Here is a 23,821-nt window from a genome sequence, read left to right on the forward strand (position 1 = left end):
AAAACGCCTACTTTTCATAGCGCTTTTGTGGGCTATTTGCGTCTAAAGTAGCCAAGTAATCTAACTTTTCGCCGATTTTGGTCTCCAGACCACGATTTGTCGGCTGATAGTACCTACGATCGCCCATTTCAGGCGGCAAATATTGCTCACCTGCTGCGTAAGCACCAGGCTCATCGTGAGCATAACGATACTCAGCCCCATAACCCATGTCTTTCATCAAACTGGTTGGCGCATTTCGAAGGTGATGCGGCACTTCATATTCAGGTAAGTTATGAGCGTCCGTTAGCGCTTGTTTCCAAGCAACGTAAACGGCATTACTCTTTGGAGCGCACGCGAGATAAACAATAGCTTGAGCAATCGCACGTTCACCTTCTGCTGGACCAACGCGTGTAAAACAGTCCCACGCGGAGAGTGCCACTTGCATGGCTCTAGGGTCCGCATTGCCGACATCTTCCGATGCTATCGCAAGTAATCGACGGGCAATATAAAGAGGATCACATCCCGCTGCAATCATACGTGCAGCCCAGTAAAGCGCCGCATCTGGGTTAGAACCACGAATGGATTTGTGGACCGCAGAGATTAAGTCGTACCAGATATCACCTTTGTTATCGAAGCGAGAGACTTTCTCCCCTGCCACTTCAGCCAGCAACTTAAGCGTGATCTCTTTTTCACCTTGCGCATTGTCTTCTGCCATGTCGTAGAGCAGCTCAAGATAATTGAGAGACATGCGAGCATCACCGTTTACCAGTTCTGCTAGGCGGTCTAATACGTTATCAGCGAAGTGTGCAGGTGTATTGCCCAAGCCACGTTCTTTATCGCTGATCGCTTGGTTCAGCGCCAGTGAGATTTCATCTCTATCAAGAGACGTCAGCTTGTAGACACGTGCACGTGACAGCAATGCGTTGTTTAACTCAAACGATGGGTTTTCTGTCGTCGCACCAATAAAGGTAACCGTGCCATCTTCGATATGCGGTAAAAACGCGTCTTGTTGAGATTTGTTGAAGCGATGCACCTCATCCACAAATAAGATGGTGCGGCGGCCCGCCATTTTGTTCTCACGTGCTTTCTCGATTGCAGCACGGATTTCTTTCACACCAGACGTTACCGCAGACACACGCTCTACTTCAGCATTGGCATAGTTTGCAGCCACTTCCGCTAATGTCGTTTTGCCTGTGCCTGGTGGTCCCCAAAGGATCATAGAGTGAATGTGACCCGCCTCTAGCGCACGGCGCAGTGGCTTACCGGGGCCTAAAATGTGCTGCTGTCCGATGTATTGTTCGATCGTTTCCGGTCTCATACGAGCAGCAAGGGGACGAAAATCTTCGTCCCCCGAGAAATCTAATGTGTAATTACTCACTACCAATTAATTCCTTTGGTCATCCACTTCCACACCTTTTGGAATTGTGAATGTGAATCTGTCTGCTTTTGGTTTACCCAGCTTCACGTTGTTAAAGGTGAACAAACCTTTTTGGCCGTCTTGCTCAACCACATTGAAGCCTTTCACCACGCCTTTGGCATCAATATTAATCTGGAATTGACCTTGTGTGGAGTCTACTGCAGTAGGAATGAGAGTGAACTGGTCACCTTTTTGAGATATTTTGTAGTTATTCCAATCACTTGCTCGGTTACGCGTTAGCAAAACAAATGGCGTTTGCTCTGTTGCTTGCTCTTGCCAGTAGATGCTCACTTGCTCGATGAATGGGCTGTAGTACCACAATGTCTTACCGTCAGAGACCAATAGGTTCTCATCAGGGAATGTTGTACTCCAACGGAACAGGCTTGGGCGGGCAATTTCAACCGTACCTTCTCCTTCCATCACCGTTTCGCCTTCAGGGCTGATAACCTGCTGAGAGAAATCCGCACTAAAGCCATCATTCATAGAAAGGCGTTTGTTTAATTCATCTTTAGGAGACGCTGCGTGCGCAGTAGAGAAGAGGGAAAAGCTTAAAACAAGCGCAGAGAAAAGTTGCGCTGAAAATAGTTTTTTCATTCAGATACCTATTATTAGAACCACTCACCTCAGTTGGACTGAGGTGAGTAACACAAGTTCATTAATCTTTTGGTGGCGCGGGTGCCAGTACTTCGCGGTTACCGTTATGACCCGGAGCACTTACGATGCCCTGCGCTTCAAGCTGCTCTACAATACGGGCGGCACGGTTGTAACCTATCTTAAATCGGCGCTGAACACCGGAAACCGAACCTCGACGTGATTGAACCACGTGCTCAACAACTTGATCGAAGAGCGGGTCTACATCTTCATCCGCTTCCATTTGCTCACCTGGCAATAGACTTTCTGGAGTTTGATCTCCACTGATGATCTCTTCAATGTAGTTCGGTTTACCACGCGCTTTCCAGTTGTTTACAACTGCATGAACATCATCATCTGATGCAAATGCACCGTGAACACGAGTTGTATGACTTGATCCCGGCGGTAGATACAACATATCACCCATACCAAGTAGTGATTCTGCGCCGCCTTGATCTAGGATTGTACGAGAGTCCGTTTTAGTCGATACCGTAAACGCAACACGAGTTGGAATGTTCGCTTTAATTAGACCGGTAATAACATCAACCGATGGACGCTGAGTCGCAAGAATTAAGTGAATACCTGCCGCACGCGCTTTTTGCGCCAAGCGAGCAATCAGTTCTTCAACTTTCTTACCTACCACCATCATTAGGTCAGCAAATTCGTCAACAACAACGACGATGTAAGGCAGCTTTTCTAGCAATGGCGGTTCAGTATCCATGCTGTCGCCTTCTTGCCAGAACGGGTCATGGATTGGGTGGCCCGCTTCTGCTGCCATCTTCAATTTTTCGTTGAAGCCCTTCACATTACGTACACCTAATGCCGACATCAATTTGTAACGACGTTCCATCTCGCCCACACACCAACGCAGAGCATTTGATGCGTCTTTCATATCAGTCACAACTTCAGAAAGAAGATGAGGGATACCTTCATAAATAGAAAGCTCTAGCATTTTCGGGTCAATCATGATGAAGCGTACATCTTCTGGACCTGCTTTATATAGCATGCTCAAAATCATCACGTTCACACCCACCGACTTACCAGAACCTGTTGTACCTGCTACTAACACGTGAGGCATCTTCGCAAGATCTGCCACCACAGCTTCGCCCGCAATGTCTTGACCTAGCACAACCGTTGTTGGTGACGTTGCTTGCTCAAACTGAGGGCTACTGATGACATCAGATAAATAGACCGTCTGACGACTCATGTTTGGCAGTTCCAAACCGATGTAAGGCTTGCCAGGGATTACTTCCACAACACGTACCGCCATCGCAGACAATGCACGCGCTAAGTCAGTTGAAAGACCAGAAATACGACTTACTTTCACCCCTGGCGCCAAATCAAGCTCAAAACGAGTGATCACTGGACCAGGATAAATACCAACCACATCGGCTTTGATTTTGTAGTCAGCGAGTTTGCTCTCTACCAATCGAGCGACCTGCTCTAGCGCATCACGGTCGATAAAGTTTTCACGTTTTTCTGGATGATAAAGCAACTCGAGCGTTGGGAGTGGCTCTTCCGGAACTGGCAAGTTTTCTTCTTTCTGTACCAAAAATGGGTTCTGTGTTGCAGCGACTTTGGCTTGCGCATTGGAAACCATATCTTGGAATGCGGTAACATCTTGGTCGTTGTCTTGGACCTCTTCCACCTCCACTTTTTGAGGTGCAGGTTCAAATGTTGTTGAAGGTGTTGCAACTTGCTGATGAGGCGTTGTTGGCTGTGCTTGCTGTGCAGGCTGAGATTCCACTTCGTCTTCATCATCTAACACATCAAAGTCAGAGATCGTAGGCTCAATATGTTGGCTCGATTCTGTTTGCGCCGTGATGCTATCTAATACAGCAGAATCAATTGCAGGCTCTTCATGTACAGGATGCTCAATACTTGGCTGCTGTACTTGCTCTGCTTCAAATTGTTCGTACTCCGCATAATCTGGTTCAACACTGATCGGTTCTTCTGTAGCTGTATGTGGCTCTACATAGGAAGAGTAAGTGTCTGCAAATGATGGGGCTGCCTGTTCTTCAGTTCCCCAGTCATCTGCTTGTTGCGCCGCTGCTTCAAGCTCTTCTATCGTAACATTCAGTTGCTTGGTGCGTTCCAAGAGCGGATCAACGTTATCAGTGTTAACCGTATGGATAGGTTGTGTTTGAGGCTCAGGTTCAGCATAAACTGGCGCAGCATTAACCGTAGACTTGCGTTGTGGTGGCGTCGGTTCTACCATCGCCTGTTCCGCAGGCTTATCAGGTTTAGCTTGCGGCATATAAATAGGGTACTCATGCGCTGGCGCCGACTCTTTCGGTTCATCAACATCGTACGCCGTTAAATGAGGAAGCGGCTCATCATCAATTTCATGGTCTACATTATGTTTAGGCGTAGAGACTTTATCTTCTACAAACTCATCAAGCTGAGGTTCTAAAACTTCCTGCTCTGAACCTCTTACCTTATTTGCAAGCGCGGCAATTAGTGCTAATGCACGATCACCAAGCCATTCCACGATGTTAAGCCATGAGATGCCAGTGAAGAGCGTAAAGCCCGCTCCCCACAAGAACAGCAGTACCAATGTGGTACCGAGTACATTCAATGTAGGTAAAGCGAGGCTAGACAACACATCCCCGACCACACCTCCGGATGAAAAATACCAAATGTCATCAAAATTAATATCGGCAAGACCGCAACTGGTCATAATAAGGACGACCAGACCGAGCAGCCTTGTACCCCATAGCATGAAATCAATGGGCTCATCTTCTCCTCGTTTACGGCAAATCACCCATGCTGCCGCCGCTAGCAAGAAAGGGATTGGGTAAGCGAGAGAGCCAAATGTGAAGAATAGAGTATCGGCTAGCCAAGCGCCGAAAAGGCCACCAGCATTATCGATATCCCCTCCCCATGCGGTTTGGGACCAAGAAGGATCGGCCGGACTGAAGGTAAATAGTGCAACCGCAAGCAATACCGAGCTAAGAACGCCAACGATAAAGCAGCACTCTTTTAAGCGTTGGAAGCCATTTAAGCGTGAAGACTGGGGCTCTTCACTGGTTTTGATAATGGTTTCGACTTTCTTTGCGTTCTCTTTGAACATAAATCAACTTGAATATGGAAATGAAATAGGAAATTGCAAAACATTCCGAGCGGCATCAAGCCGCTCGGTAAATTGATTTAACCATATCAAGGAGAAAAACCCAATTACTCTCTGGCGAAAGCGGAAGCATATACCGCTTTCTTTGCAAGAAATTAACGAGTTTTGATCACAAGCTGGTTAGATTGTTTCACTTCTTCCATAACAACGTATGTGCGAGTGTCATTTACGCCAGGTAGACGTAGTAACGTATCGCCCAATAGTCGGCGGTAAGCACCCATATCTGATACACGGGTTTTAAGAAGATAGTCAAAGTCACCTGAAACAAGATGACACTCTTGTATGTCGTCTAGCTTTTGAACAGCTGAGTTAAACTGCTCAAACACATCCGGCGCACCACGGTTTAGCGTAATCTCAACGAATACTAATAGTGATGCATCCAGGAACTGCGGATTCAATAATGCAGTATACCCTGTGATATAACCCTGACGCTCTAAGCGACGTACACGCTCCAAACATGGCGTTGGAGAAAGTCCCACACGTTTTGAAAGCTCAACGTTTGAAATACGACCGTCTTTCTGCAGCTCATTAAGAATGTTGCGGTCGATACGGTCTAGTTCCTTGGACGGCTTTTTATAGTTGTCTGCCATTTTTTATTCCACCTTATTACTTCCTTGCAAAAAAATATACTACAACTTTTTAATATTTGGTGCCAAATTTTACAAATCTATAACTATACTAGTTATTAATTCGACAATAACACCCTACTAACAGTTAATACAACCATTATAGAAAGAGGATACAGGATGATCATTGGCGTACCTAAGGAAATCAAGAATCACGAATATCGTGTTGGTATGATCCCAGCTAGCGTGAGAGAACTCATCTCACATGGTCACCAAGTTTTAGTTGAGACCAATGCAGGTGCCGGCATTGGTTTTTCAGACGATGATTACATCGCTGTCGGCGCATCCATTCTCCCTCATGCTGCTGACGTATTTGCGCAAGCAGACATGATTGTAAAAGTAAAAGAACCCCAAGCAGTAGAGAGAGCAATGCTCCGCGAAGGGCAAATTTTATTTACTTATTTACACCTAGCACCAGATTTTCCACAAACTGATGAGCTAATCAAGAGCAAAGCTGTCTGTATAGCCTATGAGACTGTAACAGATAATATGGGTCGTTTGCCACTGTTAGCACCAATGTCAGAAGTGGCAGGTCGGATGTCTATCCAAGCTGGCGCGCAAACGTTGGAAAAATCGCACGGCGGTCGTGGTCTACTCCTAGGCGGCGTACCTGGTGTTGAACCTGCAAAAGTCGTTATCGTTGGTGGTGGCGTTGTTGGTGCAAACGCTGCTCGTATGGCGGTTGGCCTTCGCGCTGACGTCACTATTCTAGACCGTAACGTAGACACACTTCGTAAGCTTGACGAAGAATTCCAAGGTCGCGCAAAAGTGGTTTATTCTACTGAAGACGCTATCGAGAAGCATGTTCTAGAAGCGGACCTTGTTATCGGTGCCGTTCTAATTCCTGGCGCAGCAGCACCTAAACTGGTCACTAAAGAGCACATTGCTAAGATGAAGCCTGGTGCGGCAGTGGTTGACGTGGCAATTGACCAAGGCGGTTGTTTCGAAACTTCGCACGCGACAACTCACGCAGATCCAACTTACATCGTTGATGAAGTGGTTCACTACTGTGTAGCAAATATGCCTGGCGCAGTTGCTCGCACTTCAACATTTGCACTCAACAACGCTACACTTCCATACATCGTGAAGTTAGCAAATAAAGGCTACCGCGAAGCACTTCTAGAAGATAAAGGCTTCCTTGAAGGTCTAAACGTTATTCACGGAAAAGTAACGTGTAAAGAAGTAGCAGAAAGCTTTGACTTGGAATACGTTGAACCAACTCAAGCTATCGCTATGTTTAATTAATGACAAAATAAAACATAACTTGTCACGTTTTGTTTACAAAAGCCCACTCATAAGTGGGCTTTTTCATATAGAGCGTTTGGCTATAAAGAATAACTAAATCTTATATGCACAAATTAAAATATTTCTAGGCGTGACCGATTTAGGGCAAAACTCTGACAATCTAACACGGTAACCACGTTCTTCAAGATAAAGCACTTTGTCTAATGCGAGCCAGATCTCCAACGGACGTTGAAAAACAAGTTGCACTAAGCTCATTCTCTCCATTTGCCAGAAGCGTTGTTCGCTTAACTTTTCAAAATGAGAGAAATCGATTTCTTGAGGAAGAACAATGCCTTTTTGCTCCGCTGCCCAGCGACATAAGGCTTCAAAACCATCACTTAATTGCGACTTACGGATACTCGGCACAGGCTGATACTCTGCCATTCCCAAAGCTTGTCGCGTGATCAAATCAAACCCAAGACGAAACATCATTTCCTGCTGACGATGACGACGCACGCGCTCTCCTCCCGTCACCGTTTGTTGTAATGGGATACGCAGTTCTTGCTTAGACAATGAGAGAGAAGAAGCCCTGCCCGATTCCGACATCGGCTGGTATTGTTCCGACTGAATCAAGTGGTAACAACAAGGTGATATGGTCATCGCAGCAATCCCATTTTCACTGCCGTACTGCATTAGACGAACGTGAAGGTCACCGCATGCATGCAGTGCTACTGCGTGTTGCGTTGGCTTAAACACGGCTTTCGCTTTGCTATCAAACGCGTCGCCTTGAATAAACGTCATCTTCCAATGATGTTCATTGGCTGCTTGTTGTCCCGAATCGCACAGTGCTTGTTGGTATTCAAAGCTGGTTACAGGCTGATCGGTTTGCGCGGTCAGGATTCGCCCCAAGTAACCTTTACCTGAGCACCATTCTAGCCATTCTTCGCCACAGTGTTGTTGAATTGCAGCTTCACCCATCGAGCTAATTTGCTCCAACTTACGTCCCGGAATACCGTTATCTAAACCACGAGCGAGTTCCAAGCCGTTTAACGACAAAAGCTCTAAATGAGTCAGTTCTGCGAGTTGTTCAAGCTCAGGCAAAAACGGACTAAGTGCTTTTAACGCGAGTTCTGGTGCTGCTTTGTATTCTTCGATTTGAGAGGGAGTAAGAGACGCTAGCCATTGGCACAGTCGAGGATGTTGCTCCTGCCAAGGTAATGACGTGTGAATGCTGCTTTTAAAAGGCTCGAATCGCCACAAAGATTGGTTTTCGATTAAGCAGTCATTAATAAATTGAAATTGCGTTTTCATAGCTACCCCCTACAACGAGCGCATTGTAGAGGGAATCGAAACATCAATGAAGTGTTATCTCACCGGAAGCTCGATGTCTTTAAACATCTCTTCGATTTCTGCATTAGACTTCAACGAAATCGCCTGCTCAACCACTGGACGCGTTAAGTGCGGTGCAAAACGCTCCATAAAATCGAACATGTAAGAGCGTAAGAATGTACCACGGCGGAAGCCGATGCTCGTGGTGCTCGCGCCAAACAAATGGCTCGCATCTATTGCAACCAAGTCACCGTCCTGCTCTTCATCCACAGCCATGCTTGCAATCACACCCACACCAATACCCATACGAACGTAAGTTTTAATGACGTCTGCATCAGTTGCAGTGAACACCACTCGCGGGGTTAAACCTTCGCGGTTGAATGCTGTATCCAGCTCTGAACGGCCAGTAAAACCGAACACGTAAGTGACTAATGGGTAAGCGGCAAGATCACTGATCGTTACTTTGTCTTTCTTCGCTAGTGGGTGGTCTTTAGGCACAACTATTGAACGATTCCAGTGATAACAAGGCAGCATGATGGCATCTTGATATAAGTGAAGAGCTTCTGTCGCAATCGCAAAATTCGCTGTGCCTTTAGCTATCGCCTCAGACATTTGTGATGGTGTACCTTGGTGCATGTGTAACGACACTTTTGGATAACGAGAAGTAAAACCTTTGATGACATCTGGCAGTGCATAACGAGCCTGCGTATGTGTCGTGGTGATATTCAGCGTCCCCATTTCTGGATGGGTGTGCTCTCCAGCCACCGCTTTGATACTTTCTACACGAGCGAGAATTTCTTGAGAGATACGTACAATTTCTTCTCCAGCTGGCGTCACTTGCGTTAAGTGCTTACCGCTACGTTCAAAAATCTGAATGCCTAACTCGTCTTCCAGCAACCGAACCTGTTTACTGATACCTGGCTGAGAGGTATATAAGCTTTCCGCCGTTGCAGATACATTCAGATTATGGTTTACAACCTCAACAATATACTTCAGCTGCTGCAGTTTCATCGTAATCCCTTACTTATTCATGAGAGAGTTTATTGGCCACTCAAGCGAGCGATATAATAATTAGTTATAACGCGTTCAAATCGAAATGAACAGCAATTTCTAACTTATACCTCAATCACATACTAATAATCTTCAAGCAAGAAACAATATGCACAAAGTTGAGCCAATAAATGACCGAAGTTCTATGATGTGACTTCTATCAGTAACTAAAACGTGGGAGAGACAAAATAATCAAACAAATAAGGTGCCGAGTAAGATAAGATTCATGTATTCTTTAACGCTAGCCGCAGAAAAGTAAAGCAGACGCAAAGATATGAATATTGGTTTAATAATCGCTTTGGTAGCCATCCTACTGGTGTTAATCCTAGGCTATAACATTATGTTGCAATATAAGGTTAAAGTTGAAACCGCAAAAAGGCAGGAATCAGCGCGATATGTAGCCTTGATAGATGGTACTGAAGAGTTGATTGGTCATGCACACCATATCCCTTTTAGTAAAGAGCTGTTGCTGTGTCTAAACAATCGTATTCTTGACGCGCTAGAGAGCATGCATGAGCTGGACCCGAAGAACAAGCAACTTGCTCAACGTATCGAAAATATGAAGCAGCAGATTACGCAGCTAAAAGAGAATGGTCCTACTGGCGAGAGTACCACTTTCAAGATGCCGAGTAGTGATAAACAAGCTATCGTCATGCTTAAGCTGGTTAAACGACTTCGCGACACTATCCGTAACGAGCACAACAAAGGCCGATTGGATACCCAGACTTACGTCACTGAAAATGCGCGCTTGGAAACGATGCAAATTCGCATCAACATTGAAAATGTCATCAAAAGAGCAAACGACTCTATCGCTCGTGGCCAACCAGGCACCGCGCTTCAACTGCTGCGTAAAGGTATCGATGCTTTGAGCACTAAGAGCGATCCTTATTCTATTCAAGCGAAACAAAAGCTTGAAGAGATGTTGGGTGACTTAGATAAAAAGCGCCAAGATAAAAGCGATGCCGAAATGCAGCAGATTGCTGACAAAGAGCGTGACAATGACATGGAAGCACTCTTCGGCGAGAAGAAAAAGTGGTAACATTCACTTCAGGTCAAGAAAGGCTGCAATTGCAGCCTTTTTTCTATCCGCAAGACAACGGATATGCCCAATAAAAATGTGAAGTACTAAAACTAAAATGATGAATCTAGACGCCTATCAAGATCTTCTTGCTCCCATTAACCAATTTCTGCAATGCAGTACACCTGATGAATGGGTAGAGGAAGCAAAGAAACCAGAGAACCTTCAAACCATTTTGTTAGACCACCTACTGTGCGAACTAAAAGCTGGCCAATCTGCCATGTTTTTAATTCGTAAGTATGCCGTTGACCAATCCAGTTCACATGCTCTACTTGACTGGTTTAAGCCCTACGAAGATTTTGCTTACCGTAACGTAGGCTCATTGGAAACTTTAAAAGGCAAGAGCAATATTTCTAAGTCAATCATGGCTAAGTCCGACTCACCATACAGCCAAGATTTGATCGATAAGATGGTGCTTTTGATAAAAGAGGAGTTACACCACTTTTATCAAGTTTTAGAGATCATGGAAAGTCGTGGAATTGAGTATAAAAATATTCCAGCAAGTCGCTATGCTAAAGGACTGATTTCGCATATGAAGACTCATGAGCCGGAAACGCTGATCGATAAACTCATCATTGGTGCGTACATCGAAGCCCGATCTTGTGAGCGTTTTGCCAAACTAGCACCACATATGGATGACGATATCGCAAAGTTCTACATTTCTTTATTACGTTCTGAAGCACGCCATTACCAGGATTATCTTGTATTAGCGGAGCAAATCGCAGGCAAAGATATCAGCGAGCGCATCGCCTACTTTGGACGTATAGAGGCAGATTTAATTTCTACGCCAGATACAGATTTTAAGTTTCACAGTGGTATTCCAGCCTAGCGAGCATATTCTCCCAAGGTTGAGCATACTCTGAACTTATATAGACAGAGAGTAAATAAGCCGGACATTTCGTCCGGCTTATTTATTGTAGCAATGAGGTTAGGAATAAAGCTGAAACACAACAGCTAGAGCTGGAATGAACCTATTCGAGTTTTCAAGTTGTGCGCTAGGCTACTAATCTGCTGACAAGCCACAGCCGTTTGTGAAGCTCCCTCAGCCATCTCTGTTGAAGCACTATTAATATGCTCCACACTGCGATTCAGCTCTTCGGATACAGAATTCTGCTCACTGCACGCCGTTGCGATTTGTGTGCTCATTTGCGCTATGTTATCGACAGAATGTTCAATTTCTTTTATCTGGCTATCAGCATCATTAACTTGCTCAACACACTGAGAAATACCCTCCTGACAATCACGGCTTGAATGCCCTATTTTACTGCTGCTCTCTTGTAGCTGATTAACAATTTCCACAATTTGTGAAGTGGAGTCTTGAGTGCGTTGCGCCAGAGAACGAACCTCATCTGCCACAACAGCAAACCCACGTCCTTGTTCACCAGCCCGAGCGGCTTCAATTGCGGCGTTCAGTGCTAACAAGTTTGTTTGCTCGGCAATCCCGCGGATCACATCGACGACCACATTGATATTGTTTGAGCTCGATTCAAGCTCACGTGCCAGTTCATCTGATTCTTGGATCGTATGTGATACACGCTCAATTACTGCGATAGTTTGTTGTAACGTCGCCGTTCCTTGCTTTGCCACTTCCGCAGCCGAATAAGCAGAGGTTGCGCCAACTTCGGTATTTTGTGCCACTTCACTTACAGCAGCTTGCATCTCTGTCATCGCAGAAGCCACCGAGCTAAGTTCAATTTGTTGATTTTGCATACCAGAGGCGGTCTGAGAAGAAATAGCACTCACTTCCTCTACTGCTGCCGTTAGCTGAATCGTTGAGTCATTAATCTCAGAAACCAGCGAATGTAAGTTTGTTTGCATACCGACAAGCTCTTTAAGCAACGTTCCTAACTCGTCTTTGCTCAATTCACTTTCGTCGATTTGATTATTCAATTGACCCTTGGCGATTTTGGAAGCGAATTCCAATGCTCGATCAACAGGCCCGCAAATGACTCGAGAAAGCAACATGGCAGACATTACCATGACCAATGCGACGACGAGCGCACCAACAGCAGCGCTGTATTGTGTAAATGCCGCTTCACTTTGTACTTCTTCACCAATCAAATTCACCAACTCATCGTTCAACGCGAGGGTATCATCCAAGCTGCTCAACGCTTTTGAGTAGGTATCGAAACTCGATAAAATCACATCATTTGCACTTTCAGCATCACCTTGGCTTAGCAGTGCGTTGTAAGTCTTCGTTTCTTTGATGTATTGATTCCAAGTTTCTTTAAAAACGCTAAAAGACTGCGTTTCACGCTTATTAAGGTCGAGCTTTTCGTATTCTGCAATACCAGCCTGCACATCAGAACGCCATTGGTCGAGGCCTTTTAACCACTCACCAATTTTGGGGTGATTTGCGTTTGGCAATAAAGAGAACTCATCTTTACGCACTTTAGTAATATCAACTTGGATACCTTTCAAAATCGCAACAGAAGGTAAACTTTTATCTGTTAACACTGAGATGTCTTTATTCAGTGTTAACAAACCTTGCACCAACATTACTGACACTAAACCAAACACGGCAAAAACGGTTAAATAACTAACCGATATTTTCTTTACGACACTTAAGTCTTTAATACGCATGCACTTTCTCCCCGCAGCCTTTCCAAACCTCTCACTTAAGTGAAAGCTTAACCTCTAAAACACACTGTTTTTTGCGCTCGATATCATTGAACGCTCTTATATACATCGGCTTGAGAGATCAAATCTTGACCAGTAATTGATAGTTTTATCACAAGCTATTTTAGAGATAGGCTCGCATGCTCCGTATTGTGTCTACATCTTTTCATGAGCGCTTCTCGGCGCAGATCCAAGATCTCATCGATGAGCTTTTCTTTCGCGTTTATCCCAAAATGCTGGGCATAATTTTTTACTTTTGCTATCTCATTAGGCTGCAAGCGGTACACCTCTTTCTTTAAACGCGCTTCTGCTTCACTTCTAATCAGACCTTGCTCTTGTAACAATTTAATGATGGTTTCATCGGTTGGATTTACTGCTCTAGCCATGGTGCTCCATCTATCAATTTGAGTTCTAGCCATATGGCTAGATGAATGACGCCGCACAACTTATAGAGCAAAGATGACAGCTTGATTGCAGTGAATGCAATTCGTTGACTGTTGGTATTATTTTTCCACCGCTTCAACGGCCACACACTCAATACCCCCATCCTAACCATTGAATAAAGATCACATTCTGATAACAATTTTCAGCGCTGGCTTAGATGTCATCCATATTTAACGTGCAAGTAACATTTATAAACAAGAATGATTACTCTAGTTCAAATGATGGAAAAATAAGATGAAATTTTCGCAGTGGAGCCTTTTATTAAGTAGCTTGATAGCGTTACCCAGCATTGCAGATACCGACGTTTACCTAACGAATAACTCTGATCAACCGTTAACTATTCAAGTAAAACATGAAGGTAGTGATTTGCTTCAATACGGAGACGAGTGGCAACAACATGTGCAGGTACTTGGTCCGTGGGAAACTAAATCTGTATTAAGCTTCAACCGCTGGGAGGGCGTGAAATCAAATCAAACTTACCGTTTTGAAACGGTGGTTTCTAGCCCCGAAGGTGAAAGCATAACACTCAATCAAATAATGGAAGGCCATTGGTACAATTCGACCATTGAATACGGCTTGTCCGCAGCCGATGTCGAGTTATCTCTCAAAGATGATCGTAACATTCATCGTGCCAACACTAACGCTTTTGGTGCGAGAGAAACCGAACTGGCATTTAAGTCAGACAGTACCGCTCGATATGATGATCTTTACTACACCATCACGCCAAGCAAGGTAGCGGAGTCTGTCGACAACGAAGAACAAAACCTTAAGTTGATGACTTATAACATCTGGGCGTTGACGGCTATTGCATCGCACATTGGAGATCGTTACGAACTGATTCCTCAACATGTAAAAGGTTACGATGTTTTGGCGCTGCAAGAGGTGTTTGCCAGCGGCCGTGAAGCATTCTTACGTGAGTTAGCCAAGGAATATCCTTACCAAACAAAGATGTTAGATAAAGAAGGCGTTAATATTCATGATGGTGGCGTAATCATAGTTAGTCGCTACCCTATCGTGAACGAAGCGCAATATGTCTTTCCCGATTGCTCTGGTACAGACTGCTTTGCCGATAAAGGCGTAAATTATGCGGAAATAATTAAAGGTGGTCAGGCTTACCATGTGTTTGCTACCCATACCGCATCTTTCGATACAGACACCGCCCGTGAGTATCGTCAGCGCCAGTTCAAACAAATCCGCGCACTCGCCCAATCTCTTAAAATTCCTTCAAGCGAAACTGTGGTATACAGCGGCGACTTTAACGTAAACAAAAGAAAGTTCCCTGGTGACTACCAACAAATGATCGCTAACTTAAGCGCCATCGAACCTCACTACTCTGGTTACACGGAGTCAACCTTTGATCCCCGTATCAATAACTTTGCAGGTGAAGCGTTATCAGGTGGCGAAAACGTGGAATACCTTGACTATGTTATGGTGAGTAGTGAATACGGGGTGAAATCATTCAATGACAACCGTGTAGACGTGCCGCGCACAACCGCAGAGAGTTTATGGAAACACTACAACCTTTCTGACCATTTCCCAGTAAGCGCAACAATCAAGCCATGAAGAAAATCGCTTTGATAATCATGTCCGCCATTATGGCGGGCATGATATTTTTAACTTTCAATCACGATGTTCAAAAAGAAGAGCTCGCTTCCTCTCCTTCCCCTAAGACAAAAAATAAGAGTGTCTCAAGTACATCACCACAAACAAATAGCATCGTGCCCGATACGGATACTTCACCACAAACAACTAAGCTCCCTTCCACAGTTCAAATAACGACTGAGCGATTAACTCAACTCAAAGGCAGGAAACTTGTCGCTGAACTTGAGACGTTTTGGCATGAGTGTATGTTGAACCGTAGTTGTGAAGAGCAGGTCGCCTTGTTTGAGGCGCATTTATCTTCAGCTCGATTCCAGCTTTTGGCGAACTACCCTCAGCTCAGCAGCCAATGGCAAGAGAGTGTAGGAAATTTGTTATTTGATGAGCAACAATCACTGGCGTCGCGTATTGCACACCTGAAGAACGAAGCAAGAAGCATCTGGGGAGAATTGGCTGATGTTGTTTTCGCGGATGAGTTCGCGCTGTACGATTTCAACTTAGAAGCCCAAAAGCTGGACACTCAAAGCCCAGATAACTTTTTGCGAGCTTTCGAGCAACTCACCATTGACTGGCAAGAACATGCAGGTGCTATCGGGCTAACAAGCGACCAGGAAAAATATGAGCGTGCGGTCACCCTGATTCCTAATAGTATGAGCCTACCAGATCGCTTGGCGATCATCGCAGAGCTAGAACGAACTTACTTAACGAAAGAAGAAACTAAAAACATTCATGCTCGTCAGCAGCAAATTACAGAACAAAAAAAACAAGTCAAAGATTACCAACAAGCATTACAACAACTTGAGTCCAAGTTAAGAACGCAAAGAGCTTCTAGCCATTCAAATTTGTCAGAACCGGAATGGCAAAGCTATTACCAACAAGAAGTCGCGGATTTTCGTCGTGAATTTTTTTCTTCTTAACAATGCGCTTTGACTGACTGGGAACTTAAAAAGGCACGTTGCTAACCAGCCGTCGTGCCTTATGTTCAACTCTCTACTTTTAATTCAGAACAAATTTAAACCAAATACATCTTTCACATCAAATAGCACTTTTTCGGTTTTCTCGCGAGAACGCTCACTACCTTGTTTTAAAATATCAATCAGCTGCGCTTTATCATTCAAATACATAGCGCGCTTTTCTCGAATAGGGCGAAGCATCTCTTGTAAGCATTCTTCTAACACTTTCTTGGTCAAACCATCACCTAACCCACCTCGTCGATAATGGTCTTTTAGCTGTTCGACATAATTTTTATCAGGATGAAAAGCATCGAGGTAGATGAATACAATATTCCCTTCGACTTGGCCAGGGTCCTCAATTTTCAGATGATTGGGATCGGTATACATAGATTTCACTGCCGCGGAAATCTCCTTTTCGGAGGCCCCTAAGTTGATTGCGTTCCCCATGCTTTTAGACATCTTATTTTTACCGTCAGTACTCGGCAAACGAGGTGCATCGCTAAGTAATGGACGGCATTCTCTAAGAACCTCTTTTCCACCCAGGTGGTTTATTTTTCTCACGATTTCATTAGTTTGCTCTAACATCGGCAGCTGGTCATCACCCACTGGTACTAGCGTCGCATGAAACCCCGTAATATCAGCAGCTTGAGAAATTGGATACGTTAAAAAGCCTGCGGGAATAGAGCGTTCAAAGCCTTTACTTTGAATCTCATTTTTAACCGTGGGGTTTCGCTCTAATCGTGCGATAGAAACAAGATTACTGTAATACATTGTCAACTCGGCTAACGCTGGAATTTGAGACTGCAACGTGATCGTAGTTTGAGCGGGGTTGATACCAACAGCCAAATAATCTGCAACGACATTGAGAATATTAGAGGATACCTTTGATGGGTTATGCGCGTTATCCGTCAGCCCTTGCATGTCCGCGACCAAGATCGTTTGCTCGTGCTCCGTTTGCAATTTGACTCGTTGTTGCAATGAACCAATATAGTGCCCGAGGTGTAATGGACCTGTTGCTCGATCTCCGGTAAGTATAATTTCACGCTGAGATGTATTTTTATGGCTATTCATATTTGTCTCCAAGTAATTAATAGATCGCTACTGGAGATAAAAAGATCAAACACTCTTAGCTACCATCCAGCAGCTTAAGAATGTAAGTATTCCGCGCCGCTCTATTTAGAGCGCCACCAAGAGAAGGTTGTTAATGAAGGGCGAACGTGTATTTTCATGTTTTTTAAACTAACAGCACATACCGCAGAACTCAATCTGTTTTGTACTGAATTAGAGTGAGTGTTCCAACAGCCAATTAAGAGGATTACATTGGTAAAGACATCGCAATGACCAAAACCGCACCAAATACCGAACCAGAGACAAACGCACACAGTACAGTTTTGTTGTGTTTCCTTTTCATTGATGAACTCCTATCCATAACTACGATGACCAGCCCTCACATCTAATACGCATGTGGATGCATCACGACAACGAGTTAACCAACATATCGCACGTAGGACCAGTACCGCTTTGTTAAATTGGGACCTCGTCCATAACTTGGAGTGTAAATGACTCCGGAACCTACAACAGAAGAAAATTTCATCACGTTACTGTCCTACCCTCCGGGTTTGTGGCTTAATAGGCAACAGGAACACTTTTTTCTTTTGCTGCGGATACTTACATGGAAGCTGTTTTACATCAGTTGCAATTCTCTTTGTCGATAACCGGACCTATCTGTTTGATGTTGGTACTTGGCGTTCTTTTTAAGCGCTTTGGTCTAATCAACGATAATTTTATCGAAGTAGGCTCTAAACTCGTGTTTCAAGTTACCTTGCCTGCAATGTTATTTGTCAGCATTGTGGCTTCAGAACACGACTTTTCCGCGGCAAGTGGATTCGTCAATTTCGGCGTCATCGCTAGTATTTCGTTTTTCATTTTCACCTACCTTTCCGTCAAACTTCTGTTCAAAGCATCGCCTGACCAAGGCGTTCTCATCCAAGGTGGGTTCCGAGCAAATACAGGTATTATTGGTATCGCTTACGTTGCCAATGCGTATGGTTCTCAAGGTGTGGCGCTAGCAGCGCTCTATGTCGCGGTCACCACATTTATTTATAACGTCCAAGCGGTAATTTGCTTATCGCCCAAGGGGGCAACGTCTGCCTCGCAAGCAGCAAAGATGATGGGCCGAACACTGACTAGGAATCCGCTCATAATCTCCATTGTTCTAGGAATGGCTTTTTATTTACTCGCTATTCCAGTACCGAATGTGGTTATTGACGCAGGAGACTACTTGTCCAAAATGACATTGCCTTTGGCGCTGTTGTGTACGGGTGGCTCACTTGACTTTAGCTTGATGAGAAAAGAGAAAGGTCCATCTTGGTTTGCGAGCAGTTACAAGCTCATCGTAGCGCCAGTCATCATCACCATGGGAGCTTACTTAGTAGGATTTCGAGGAATTGAGCTAGGTATTCTTTTCTTTATGAACGCCTCTCCAGTCGCTGCTGCCAGCTATGTCATGGCGCGTTCCATGGGGGGCAATGCCACATTAGCCGCAAATATCATCGCACTCACTACGGTGCTTTCTACCGTGACCTGTACGTTGGGCATCCTATTTCTTAAGTTCTACAACTTAATATAATTGGTCTGCGATAAAATAAAGACGCTAAACGGCATTGATGTCAGTTACTGGTCGTGATTCGCAAAAGTGAGCTTTCTTACCAGACGAAAAAATTCACTCGCTTCAGATTCCGACAAACAAGAAAAAAACTCTTTCTGTAAATTCGTCATGATTTGATGAACTTGCTTTAAAGCATTTGCCCCCTCTTTTGTCATGCTTAGCATTTTAAGGCGCTGATTCGATTTACTTTTAGACACTTGAACAAACCCTCTCTTTTCCAGATTGTCCACCATCCGCTTTGCTACACTTCGCTCAGTTCGAACCGCATCAGCCAACGCTTGCTGGCTCATAGGTTGAAATTCTTCTAAAGCGGCCAGTGCACTTGCCATTTCTAGTGTCATCAAATTTTGCCGAGAGAGCTCAGCTTGGGCACGATTGCGGTACATGCGCTGCATCACACCGCAGACAAACATAGGGCTTTGATCCAAAACGGAAATTGGGGAAATTTTCTGATCTTTCATCGTCGTTTTTCTTCTTTAGGCTTTCATTCGGCCGAAAAGGCTGTGCTGATACTGCACACAACACGCCGTCTTTCAGGCTCGCGTCATAGACGGTAACCACCAAGTGAAAACATAAAATAAAGAGCGCCGAAGCGCCCTTTAATCGTGTTTATTATCACTAGTATAACTCAGTTAAAACAACCAAGTCCTACTCGCTTTGCTGAGTGGGTTTAGTGCTGGTCTCAGACAACTCTGCCTCCGACTCTTTTCTCGCACGTCGATCAAACAATCGCTCAACCACTACAAAGAAGATTGGGACGAAGAATATACCCAATATCGTGGCACTGATCATGCCACCAAGTACGCCGGTACCTACTGCGTTTTGACCTGCCGATCCCACACCTGAACTGATAGCAAGTGGTACCACACCCAAACCAAAAGCAAGCGATGTCATGATAATTGGGCGCAGACGAACGCGAACAGCATGTAAGGTTGCTTCGATAAGCCCAGCGCCTTTCTCATAGTAGTCCTTTGCAAACTCAACAATCAGAATGGCGTTTTTGGTTGCCAAGCCGACCGTAGTTAATAAGCTCACCTGGAAGAACACATCGTTATCCATACTGCGCGTCATTACCGCAAGCACAGCACCAAGCACACCAAGAGGAACAACTAACACCACGGCGAAAGGTACTGACCAACTTTCATACAAAGCGGCAAGAACTAAGAATACGACAAGGATAGATAGCGCATATAGCATCGGCGCTTGGTTTCCGGAAAGGCGCTCTTCATACGAAATACCATTCCAGTTCACCGTGAAACCTTCTGGTAGCTTTTCTACCATTGCTTCAATTTCTTCCATGGCTTCACCAGTACTTACACCAGGAGCTGCACCGCCTTGAATATTCATTGCTGGCAAACCATCAAAGCGCTGCAAAAGAGGAGAACCATATGTCCACTCGCCACTCGCAAAAGCAGAGAAAGGCACCATCTCTCCCTTAGCGTTGCGTACGTACCATGAATCGAAGTCTTTTGGCTGCATGCGGTATTCCGCATCACTTTGCACCATCACTTTCTTCACACGACCGCGATCAATATAATCGTTAATGTAAGCCCCGCCCCATGCAGCTGACAGGATTTGGTTTACGTCATTGATACTGACATCCAAAGCACGAAGTTTGACGTGGTCAATGTTCACTTTGTACATTGGCGCATCTGCCTGACCGTTTGGACGAACACCGACAAGTTTCGGGTTTTGTGCTGCCATGCCCAGAAGTTGCCCTTGAGCCGCAACTAATGCATCGTGCCCTTTATTCAACGAGTCTTGGAGATAGAAATCGAAACCTGTCGAGTTACCTAGCTCTTGAATCGCTGGAGGGGCGAACGCAAACACCAAAGCTTCTTTAATGGTAGAGAAGTACCCCATCGCTCGGCCCGTAATGGAAGCCGCATCAGCGCCAGGCGCTTCACGCTCAGACCAATCTTTCAGACCGATAAATGCCATCCCCATGTTTTGGCCTTGGCCTGCGAAACTAAATCCAGCAACGGAGAAGACAGACTTTACATTGTCTTTTTCGTCTACTAGGTAAAAGTCACGCATTTTCTCAAGTGTTTTTTCCGTCTGTTCTTGTGTTGAGTTAGGCGGCAAAATAGCCATTGAGAATACTGTGCCTTGGTCTTCATCTGGCAAAAATGACGTTGGAAGGTTCATAAATAACCAGCCAGCACCTGCACTCATTGCCAAAAATACAACCAACATGCGACCTGTGCGTTTTAGAAGTTTAGCAACACCGGTTTCATAGCCAGCTGTCATCGCATCAAACTTGCGGTTAAACCAGCCAAAGAAACCTTTCTTCTCTAGAAGCTCAGCATCGCCTTTTTTCAGCAACGTAGCACACAATGCTGGAGTCAGAATTATCGCAACCAAAACGGAAAGCGTCATAGCCGCCACAATAGTTATCGAGAACTGACGGTAAATAACCCCGGTAGAACCAGACATAAACGCCATAGGGACGAATACCGCTGAAAGCGTCAAACCCACACCAATCAAGGCACCAGTGATCTGCCCCATCGATTTTTTGGTCGCTTCTTTGGGCTCTAAACCATCTTCATGCATCACACGCTCGACGTTTTCTACCACAACGATGGCATCATCCACCAGCAAACCGATAGCCAGAACCATCGCGAACATGGTTAACGTGTTTACACTAAATCCAGTCGCGTACAAAATAGCGAAGGTTCCGAGCAATACGACAGGCACTGCGATCGTTGGAATGATCGTCGCACGGAAGTTCTGCAAGAACAGGTACATGATTAAGAACACAAGAAGAATGGCTTCTAATAGCGTTTTAACCACTTCTTGAATCGAGGCTTTGACGAATGGCGTTGTTTCAAATGGGTAAGCAATCTGCAACCCTTCTGGGAACGTTGCACTCAGTTGTTCTAAGCGCTCTTTTACCGCATTGGCTGTCTCAAGCGCGTTTGCGCCAGTACCTAATGAAATACCTAAACCCGATGCTGGGAAGCCATTATATTGGCCTCGAATATCATAACTTTCTGCACCACGTTCAACACGAGCAACATCTTTCAAATAAACATTAGAACCACTGGCGTCAGACTTAAGAATGATGTCTTGGAACTCTTCCACACTGCTCAAACGACTTGCAGACGAAATCGTTGCATTCAACAACTGGCCTTCCTGCGCAGGTGCTGCACCAAGTTGACCTGAAGAAACTTGCGCGTTCTGTTCACTGATCGCGTTCGCTACATCGATTGCGGTCAAGTTGAACTGCGTAAGCTTAAATGGATCCAGCCAAACTCGCATCGCATACTGCGCACCAAACGCCTGCACTTGTCCTACGCCAGTTACACGACTTATCGGGTCTTGAATATTCGTTACAACAAAGTCGCCGATATCGTTTTCTGTAAAGTCTGGATCTTCAGAATAAACTGCGACAACCATGAGAAATGCCGTATTGGATTTATTTACGACAATACCTTGGTTTTGTACCTCCATCGGTAATGAAGTCAATGCCAATTGCAGTTTGTTCTGCACCTGTACTTGCGCGATATCAGGGTCAGCTTCGCTATCAAACGTCAGGGTAATTGTCGCATTACCAAATGCATCACTGCTCGATGATAGGTAGCGAAGGTAATCTAATCCCGTCATGTTTTGCTCGATAACTTGCGTTACCGAGTCTTCAACGGTTTTTGCTGATGCACCTGGATAGCGAGCACTGATGGTGATCGTCGTCGGTGAAATCGTTGGGTATTGCGAGACGGGTAAATTGAATAATGACATTACCCCCGCCAACATCGTTAGAATCGCGAGAACCCAAGCAAATACCGGACGATCGATAAAAAATCGTGCCATGATTACTCCTGTTCACCGTTTTGGATAGTTACCGAACTGCCTGGCCCTACCTTTTGTAAACCGGCGGTAATGACTTTATCACCCGCGTTCAAACCATCAATAATGCGCCATTGGCTATTGATCGCTTCGGCAGTCTTCACTGGTTTCGCTTCCACTTTGTTCTCGCCATTAACCGTCATCACTGTCGCTTTACCTGTCGCATCACGAGATACCGTATTTTGTGGTATTAGAATCGCATCAGGGTCGACACCAGTAATGACCGTCGCACGAACAAACATTCCAGGTAGCAACAAACCGTCAGGGTTTGGGAATTCGGCACGAAGCGTCACGCTGCCCGTACTTTCGTTCACATTAACCTCAGTAAATTTCATTGTGCCTTTGTGTTCGTAAGTGCTGCCATCTTCAAGCATCAATGTAACTTGCGCAGAGTCATCTTCTTGCATATGGCCTTGGGAGAGTGATGCTTTCAAACGCAGCAGTTGCGCGGATGATTGCACAATATCAACATTGATAGGGTCAAGCTGCTGAATGGTCGCTAATTTGGCAGCTTGATTAGCCGTAACCAACGCACCCGCTGTCACACTCGATTTACCGATCACCCCGCTAATCGGAGCTTTGACTTGCGTATAATCTAAGTTGATTTTTGCTGTGTTGATCTTGGCTTTTGCGACTAAGACCTGCGCTTTCGCTTCTTTGTATGCCGCTTCTGCTTCATCCAAGTCTTGTTGGCTGATGGATTTTTTGGTGATCAAGGTTCTGTAACGCTTCACCGTGGCATAGGTCGACTCTGCCGCAGCTTGCGCACGGATTAATTCCGCTTCAGCGCTCAGCAAATCCGCCTGAAATGATGAATCATCAATTTGATATAGCGACTGTCCTTGTTCAACAAGGCCACCTTCAACAAAATTTCGCTCCGAAATAATGCCAGTGACTTGCGGACGAACTTCTGCTTCTTTGAATGCTCTGCTACGACCCGGCAACTCTACTGTCAATGCTTGGCGCGTTGGCTGCACTGTTAACACTTCTACTTCGGTTGCGGGCGCAGGACCACCACCTTGGCTCGATCCTTCTTCGCTAGGTTGACATCCAACCACAAAAAGGCTCGACGCAATCAGCAGAGATAGCGTGGTTTTACGTCTCATGAATTTTTCTCTCTTATCTACCGACAAGCCTTCAAGATTCCTTATTAAAAGCTTCTAGAATGACTTAATAATGACTAAAGGATGTATATCCAGAACAAATTAATTAGGATGATAAATACCCAG

The 23,821-nt window shown here is 45.0% G+C and carries 18 protein-coding genes; 6 read left to right on the plus strand and 12 right to left on the minus strand.

All coding sequences use genetic code 11. The annotated features are described in order from the left end of the window. Nucleotides 1-7 precede the first annotated feature (7 nt). The 4 genes from R7O13_RS10440 to lrp all read right to left on the minus strand — a co-directional run bounded on the left by R7O13_RS10440 (nucleotide 8) and on the right by lrp (nucleotide 5,746). On the minus strand, nucleotides 8-1,363 hold the full coding sequence (locus R7O13_RS10440) for a replication-associated recombination protein A (protein WP_242531641.1): 1,356 nt from the start codon (nucleotides 1,361-1,363) through the stop codon (nucleotides 8-10). Next, on the minus strand, nucleotides 1,364-1,990 hold the full coding sequence (lolA, locus tag R7O13_RS10445; protein ID WP_318303794.1) for an outer membrane lipoprotein chaperone LolA: 627 nt from the start codon (nucleotides 1,988-1,990) through the stop codon (nucleotides 1,364-1,366). A 61-nt stretch (nucleotides 1,991-2,051) separates the two neighbouring features. Then, nucleotides 2,052-5,099: a DNA translocase FtsK 4TM domain-containing protein gene (locus R7O13_RS10450; RefSeq protein WP_318303795.1), complete on the minus strand. Its 3,048-nt coding sequence runs from the start codon at nucleotides 5,097-5,099 to the stop codon at nucleotides 2,052-2,054. A 152-nt stretch (nucleotides 5,100-5,251) separates the two neighbouring features. Next, complete coding sequence (gene lrp, locus R7O13_RS10455) at nucleotides 5,252-5,746, minus strand: leucine-responsive transcriptional regulator Lrp (protein WP_005378234.1); 495 nt, start codon at nucleotides 5,744-5,746, stop codon at nucleotides 5,252-5,254. Nucleotides 5,747-5,902: 156 nt separating this feature from the next. On the opposite strand from lrp, the gene ald reads away from it, so the two are divergent. Next, nucleotides 5,903-7,027, plus strand: a complete 1,125-nt coding sequence (gene ald / locus R7O13_RS10460; protein ID WP_005378241.1) for an alanine dehydrogenase — start codon at nucleotides 5,903-5,905, stop codon at nucleotides 7,025-7,027. A 93-nt stretch (nucleotides 7,028-7,120) separates the two neighbouring features. Here ald and R7O13_RS10465 read toward each other — a convergent pair whose 3' ends face one another. Next, nucleotides 7,121-8,317: a methyltransferase gene (locus R7O13_RS10465; RefSeq protein WP_213969478.1), complete on the minus strand. Its 1,197-nt coding sequence runs from the start codon at nucleotides 8,315-8,317 to the stop codon at nucleotides 7,121-7,123. A gap of 54 nt (nucleotides 8,318-8,371) precedes the next feature. Then, nucleotides 8,372-9,346, minus strand: a complete 975-nt coding sequence (cysB, locus tag R7O13_RS10470; RefSeq protein ID WP_005388967.1) for an HTH-type transcriptional regulator CysB — start codon at nucleotides 9,344-9,346, stop codon at nucleotides 8,372-8,374. A gap of 313 nt (nucleotides 9,347-9,659) precedes the next feature. Here cysB and R7O13_RS10475 point away from each other — a divergent pair, with 313 nt between their 5' ends. After that, the gene (locus tag R7O13_RS10475; protein WP_005378247.1) at nucleotides 9,660-10,424 is read left to right on the plus strand and encodes a hypothetical protein; all 765 of its coding nucleotides are present in this window, start codon (nucleotides 9,660-9,662) and stop codon (nucleotides 10,422-10,424) included. Between the two features lie 97 nt (nucleotides 10,425-10,521). Continuing rightward, entirely contained in the window at nucleotides 10,522-11,292 is a 771-nt protein-coding gene (gene miaE, locus R7O13_RS10480; protein ID WP_005388968.1) for a tRNA isopentenyl-2-thiomethyl-A-37 hydroxylase MiaE, read from the plus strand. Nucleotides 11,293-11,417: 125 nt separating this feature from the next. Here the strand turns inward: miaE and R7O13_RS10485 are convergent, their stop codons facing one another. Both R7O13_RS10485 and R7O13_RS10490 read right to left on the minus strand, forming a co-directional pair. Further along, on the minus strand, nucleotides 11,418-13,046 hold the full coding sequence (locus tag R7O13_RS10485; protein ID WP_005388969.1) for a methyl-accepting chemotaxis protein: 1,629 nt from the start codon (nucleotides 13,044-13,046) through the stop codon (nucleotides 11,418-11,420). Nucleotides 13,047-13,201: 155 nt separating this feature from the next. After that, entirely contained in the window at nucleotides 13,202-13,468 is a 267-nt protein-coding gene (locus R7O13_RS10490; protein ID WP_017634954.1) for a hypothetical protein, read from the minus strand. Between the two features lie 292 nt (nucleotides 13,469-13,760). On the opposite strand from R7O13_RS10490, the gene R7O13_RS10495 reads away from it, so the two are divergent. Continuing rightward, complete coding sequence (locus tag R7O13_RS10495) at nucleotides 13,761-15,089, plus strand: sphingomyelin phosphodiesterase (protein ID WP_318303798.1); 1,329 nt, start codon at nucleotides 13,761-13,763, stop codon at nucleotides 15,087-15,089. Continuing rightward, nucleotides 15,086-16,042 (plus strand): ATP-dependent dsDNA exonuclease, encoded by a 957-nt coding sequence (locus tag R7O13_RS10500; protein ID WP_318303800.1) that lies wholly within the window; start codon nucleotides 15,086-15,088, stop codon nucleotides 16,040-16,042. The genes R7O13_RS10495 and R7O13_RS10500 overlap by 4 nt, the downstream gene beginning before the upstream one ends. 84 nt (nucleotides 16,043-16,126) lie before the next feature. On the opposite strand, the gene trpS is transcribed toward R7O13_RS10500, so the two are convergent. Next, nucleotides 16,127-17,149, minus strand: coding sequence for a tryptophan--tRNA ligase (gene trpS, locus R7O13_RS10505; RefSeq protein WP_025766897.1), 1,023 nt, complete (start codon nucleotides 17,147-17,149; stop codon nucleotides 16,127-16,129). A 601-nt stretch (nucleotides 17,150-17,750) separates the two neighbouring features. Here trpS and R7O13_RS10510 point away from each other — a divergent pair. Then, nucleotides 17,751-18,707, plus strand: coding sequence for an AEC family transporter (locus R7O13_RS10510; protein WP_005388415.1), 957 nt, complete (start codon nucleotides 17,751-17,753; stop codon nucleotides 18,705-18,707). Between the two features lie 44 nt (nucleotides 18,708-18,751). Here the strand turns inward: R7O13_RS10510 and R7O13_RS10515 are convergent, their stop codons facing one another. The 3 genes from R7O13_RS10515 to R7O13_RS10525 form a co-directional block, all read right to left on the minus strand. Further along, on the minus strand, nucleotides 18,752-19,207 hold the full coding sequence (locus R7O13_RS10515; RefSeq protein ID WP_017635039.1) for a MarR family winged helix-turn-helix transcriptional regulator: 456 nt from the start codon (nucleotides 19,205-19,207) through the stop codon (nucleotides 18,752-18,754). Nucleotides 19,208-19,394: 187 nt separating this feature from the next. Continuing rightward, the gene (locus tag R7O13_RS10520; RefSeq protein ID WP_005378264.1) at nucleotides 19,395-22,556 is read right to left on the minus strand and encodes an efflux RND transporter permease subunit; all 3,162 of its coding nucleotides are present in this window, start codon (nucleotides 22,554-22,556) and stop codon (nucleotides 19,395-19,397) included. A 2-nt stretch (nucleotides 22,557-22,558) separates the two neighbouring features. Beyond that, nucleotides 22,559-23,698: an efflux RND transporter periplasmic adaptor subunit gene (locus tag R7O13_RS10525; RefSeq protein WP_042522092.1), complete on the minus strand. Its 1,140-nt coding sequence runs from the start codon at nucleotides 23,696-23,698 to the stop codon at nucleotides 22,559-22,561. Nucleotides 23,699-23,821: the final 123 nt, after the last annotated feature.

It is taken from the genome of Vibrio sp. Y176 (genome assembly GCF_033438945.1).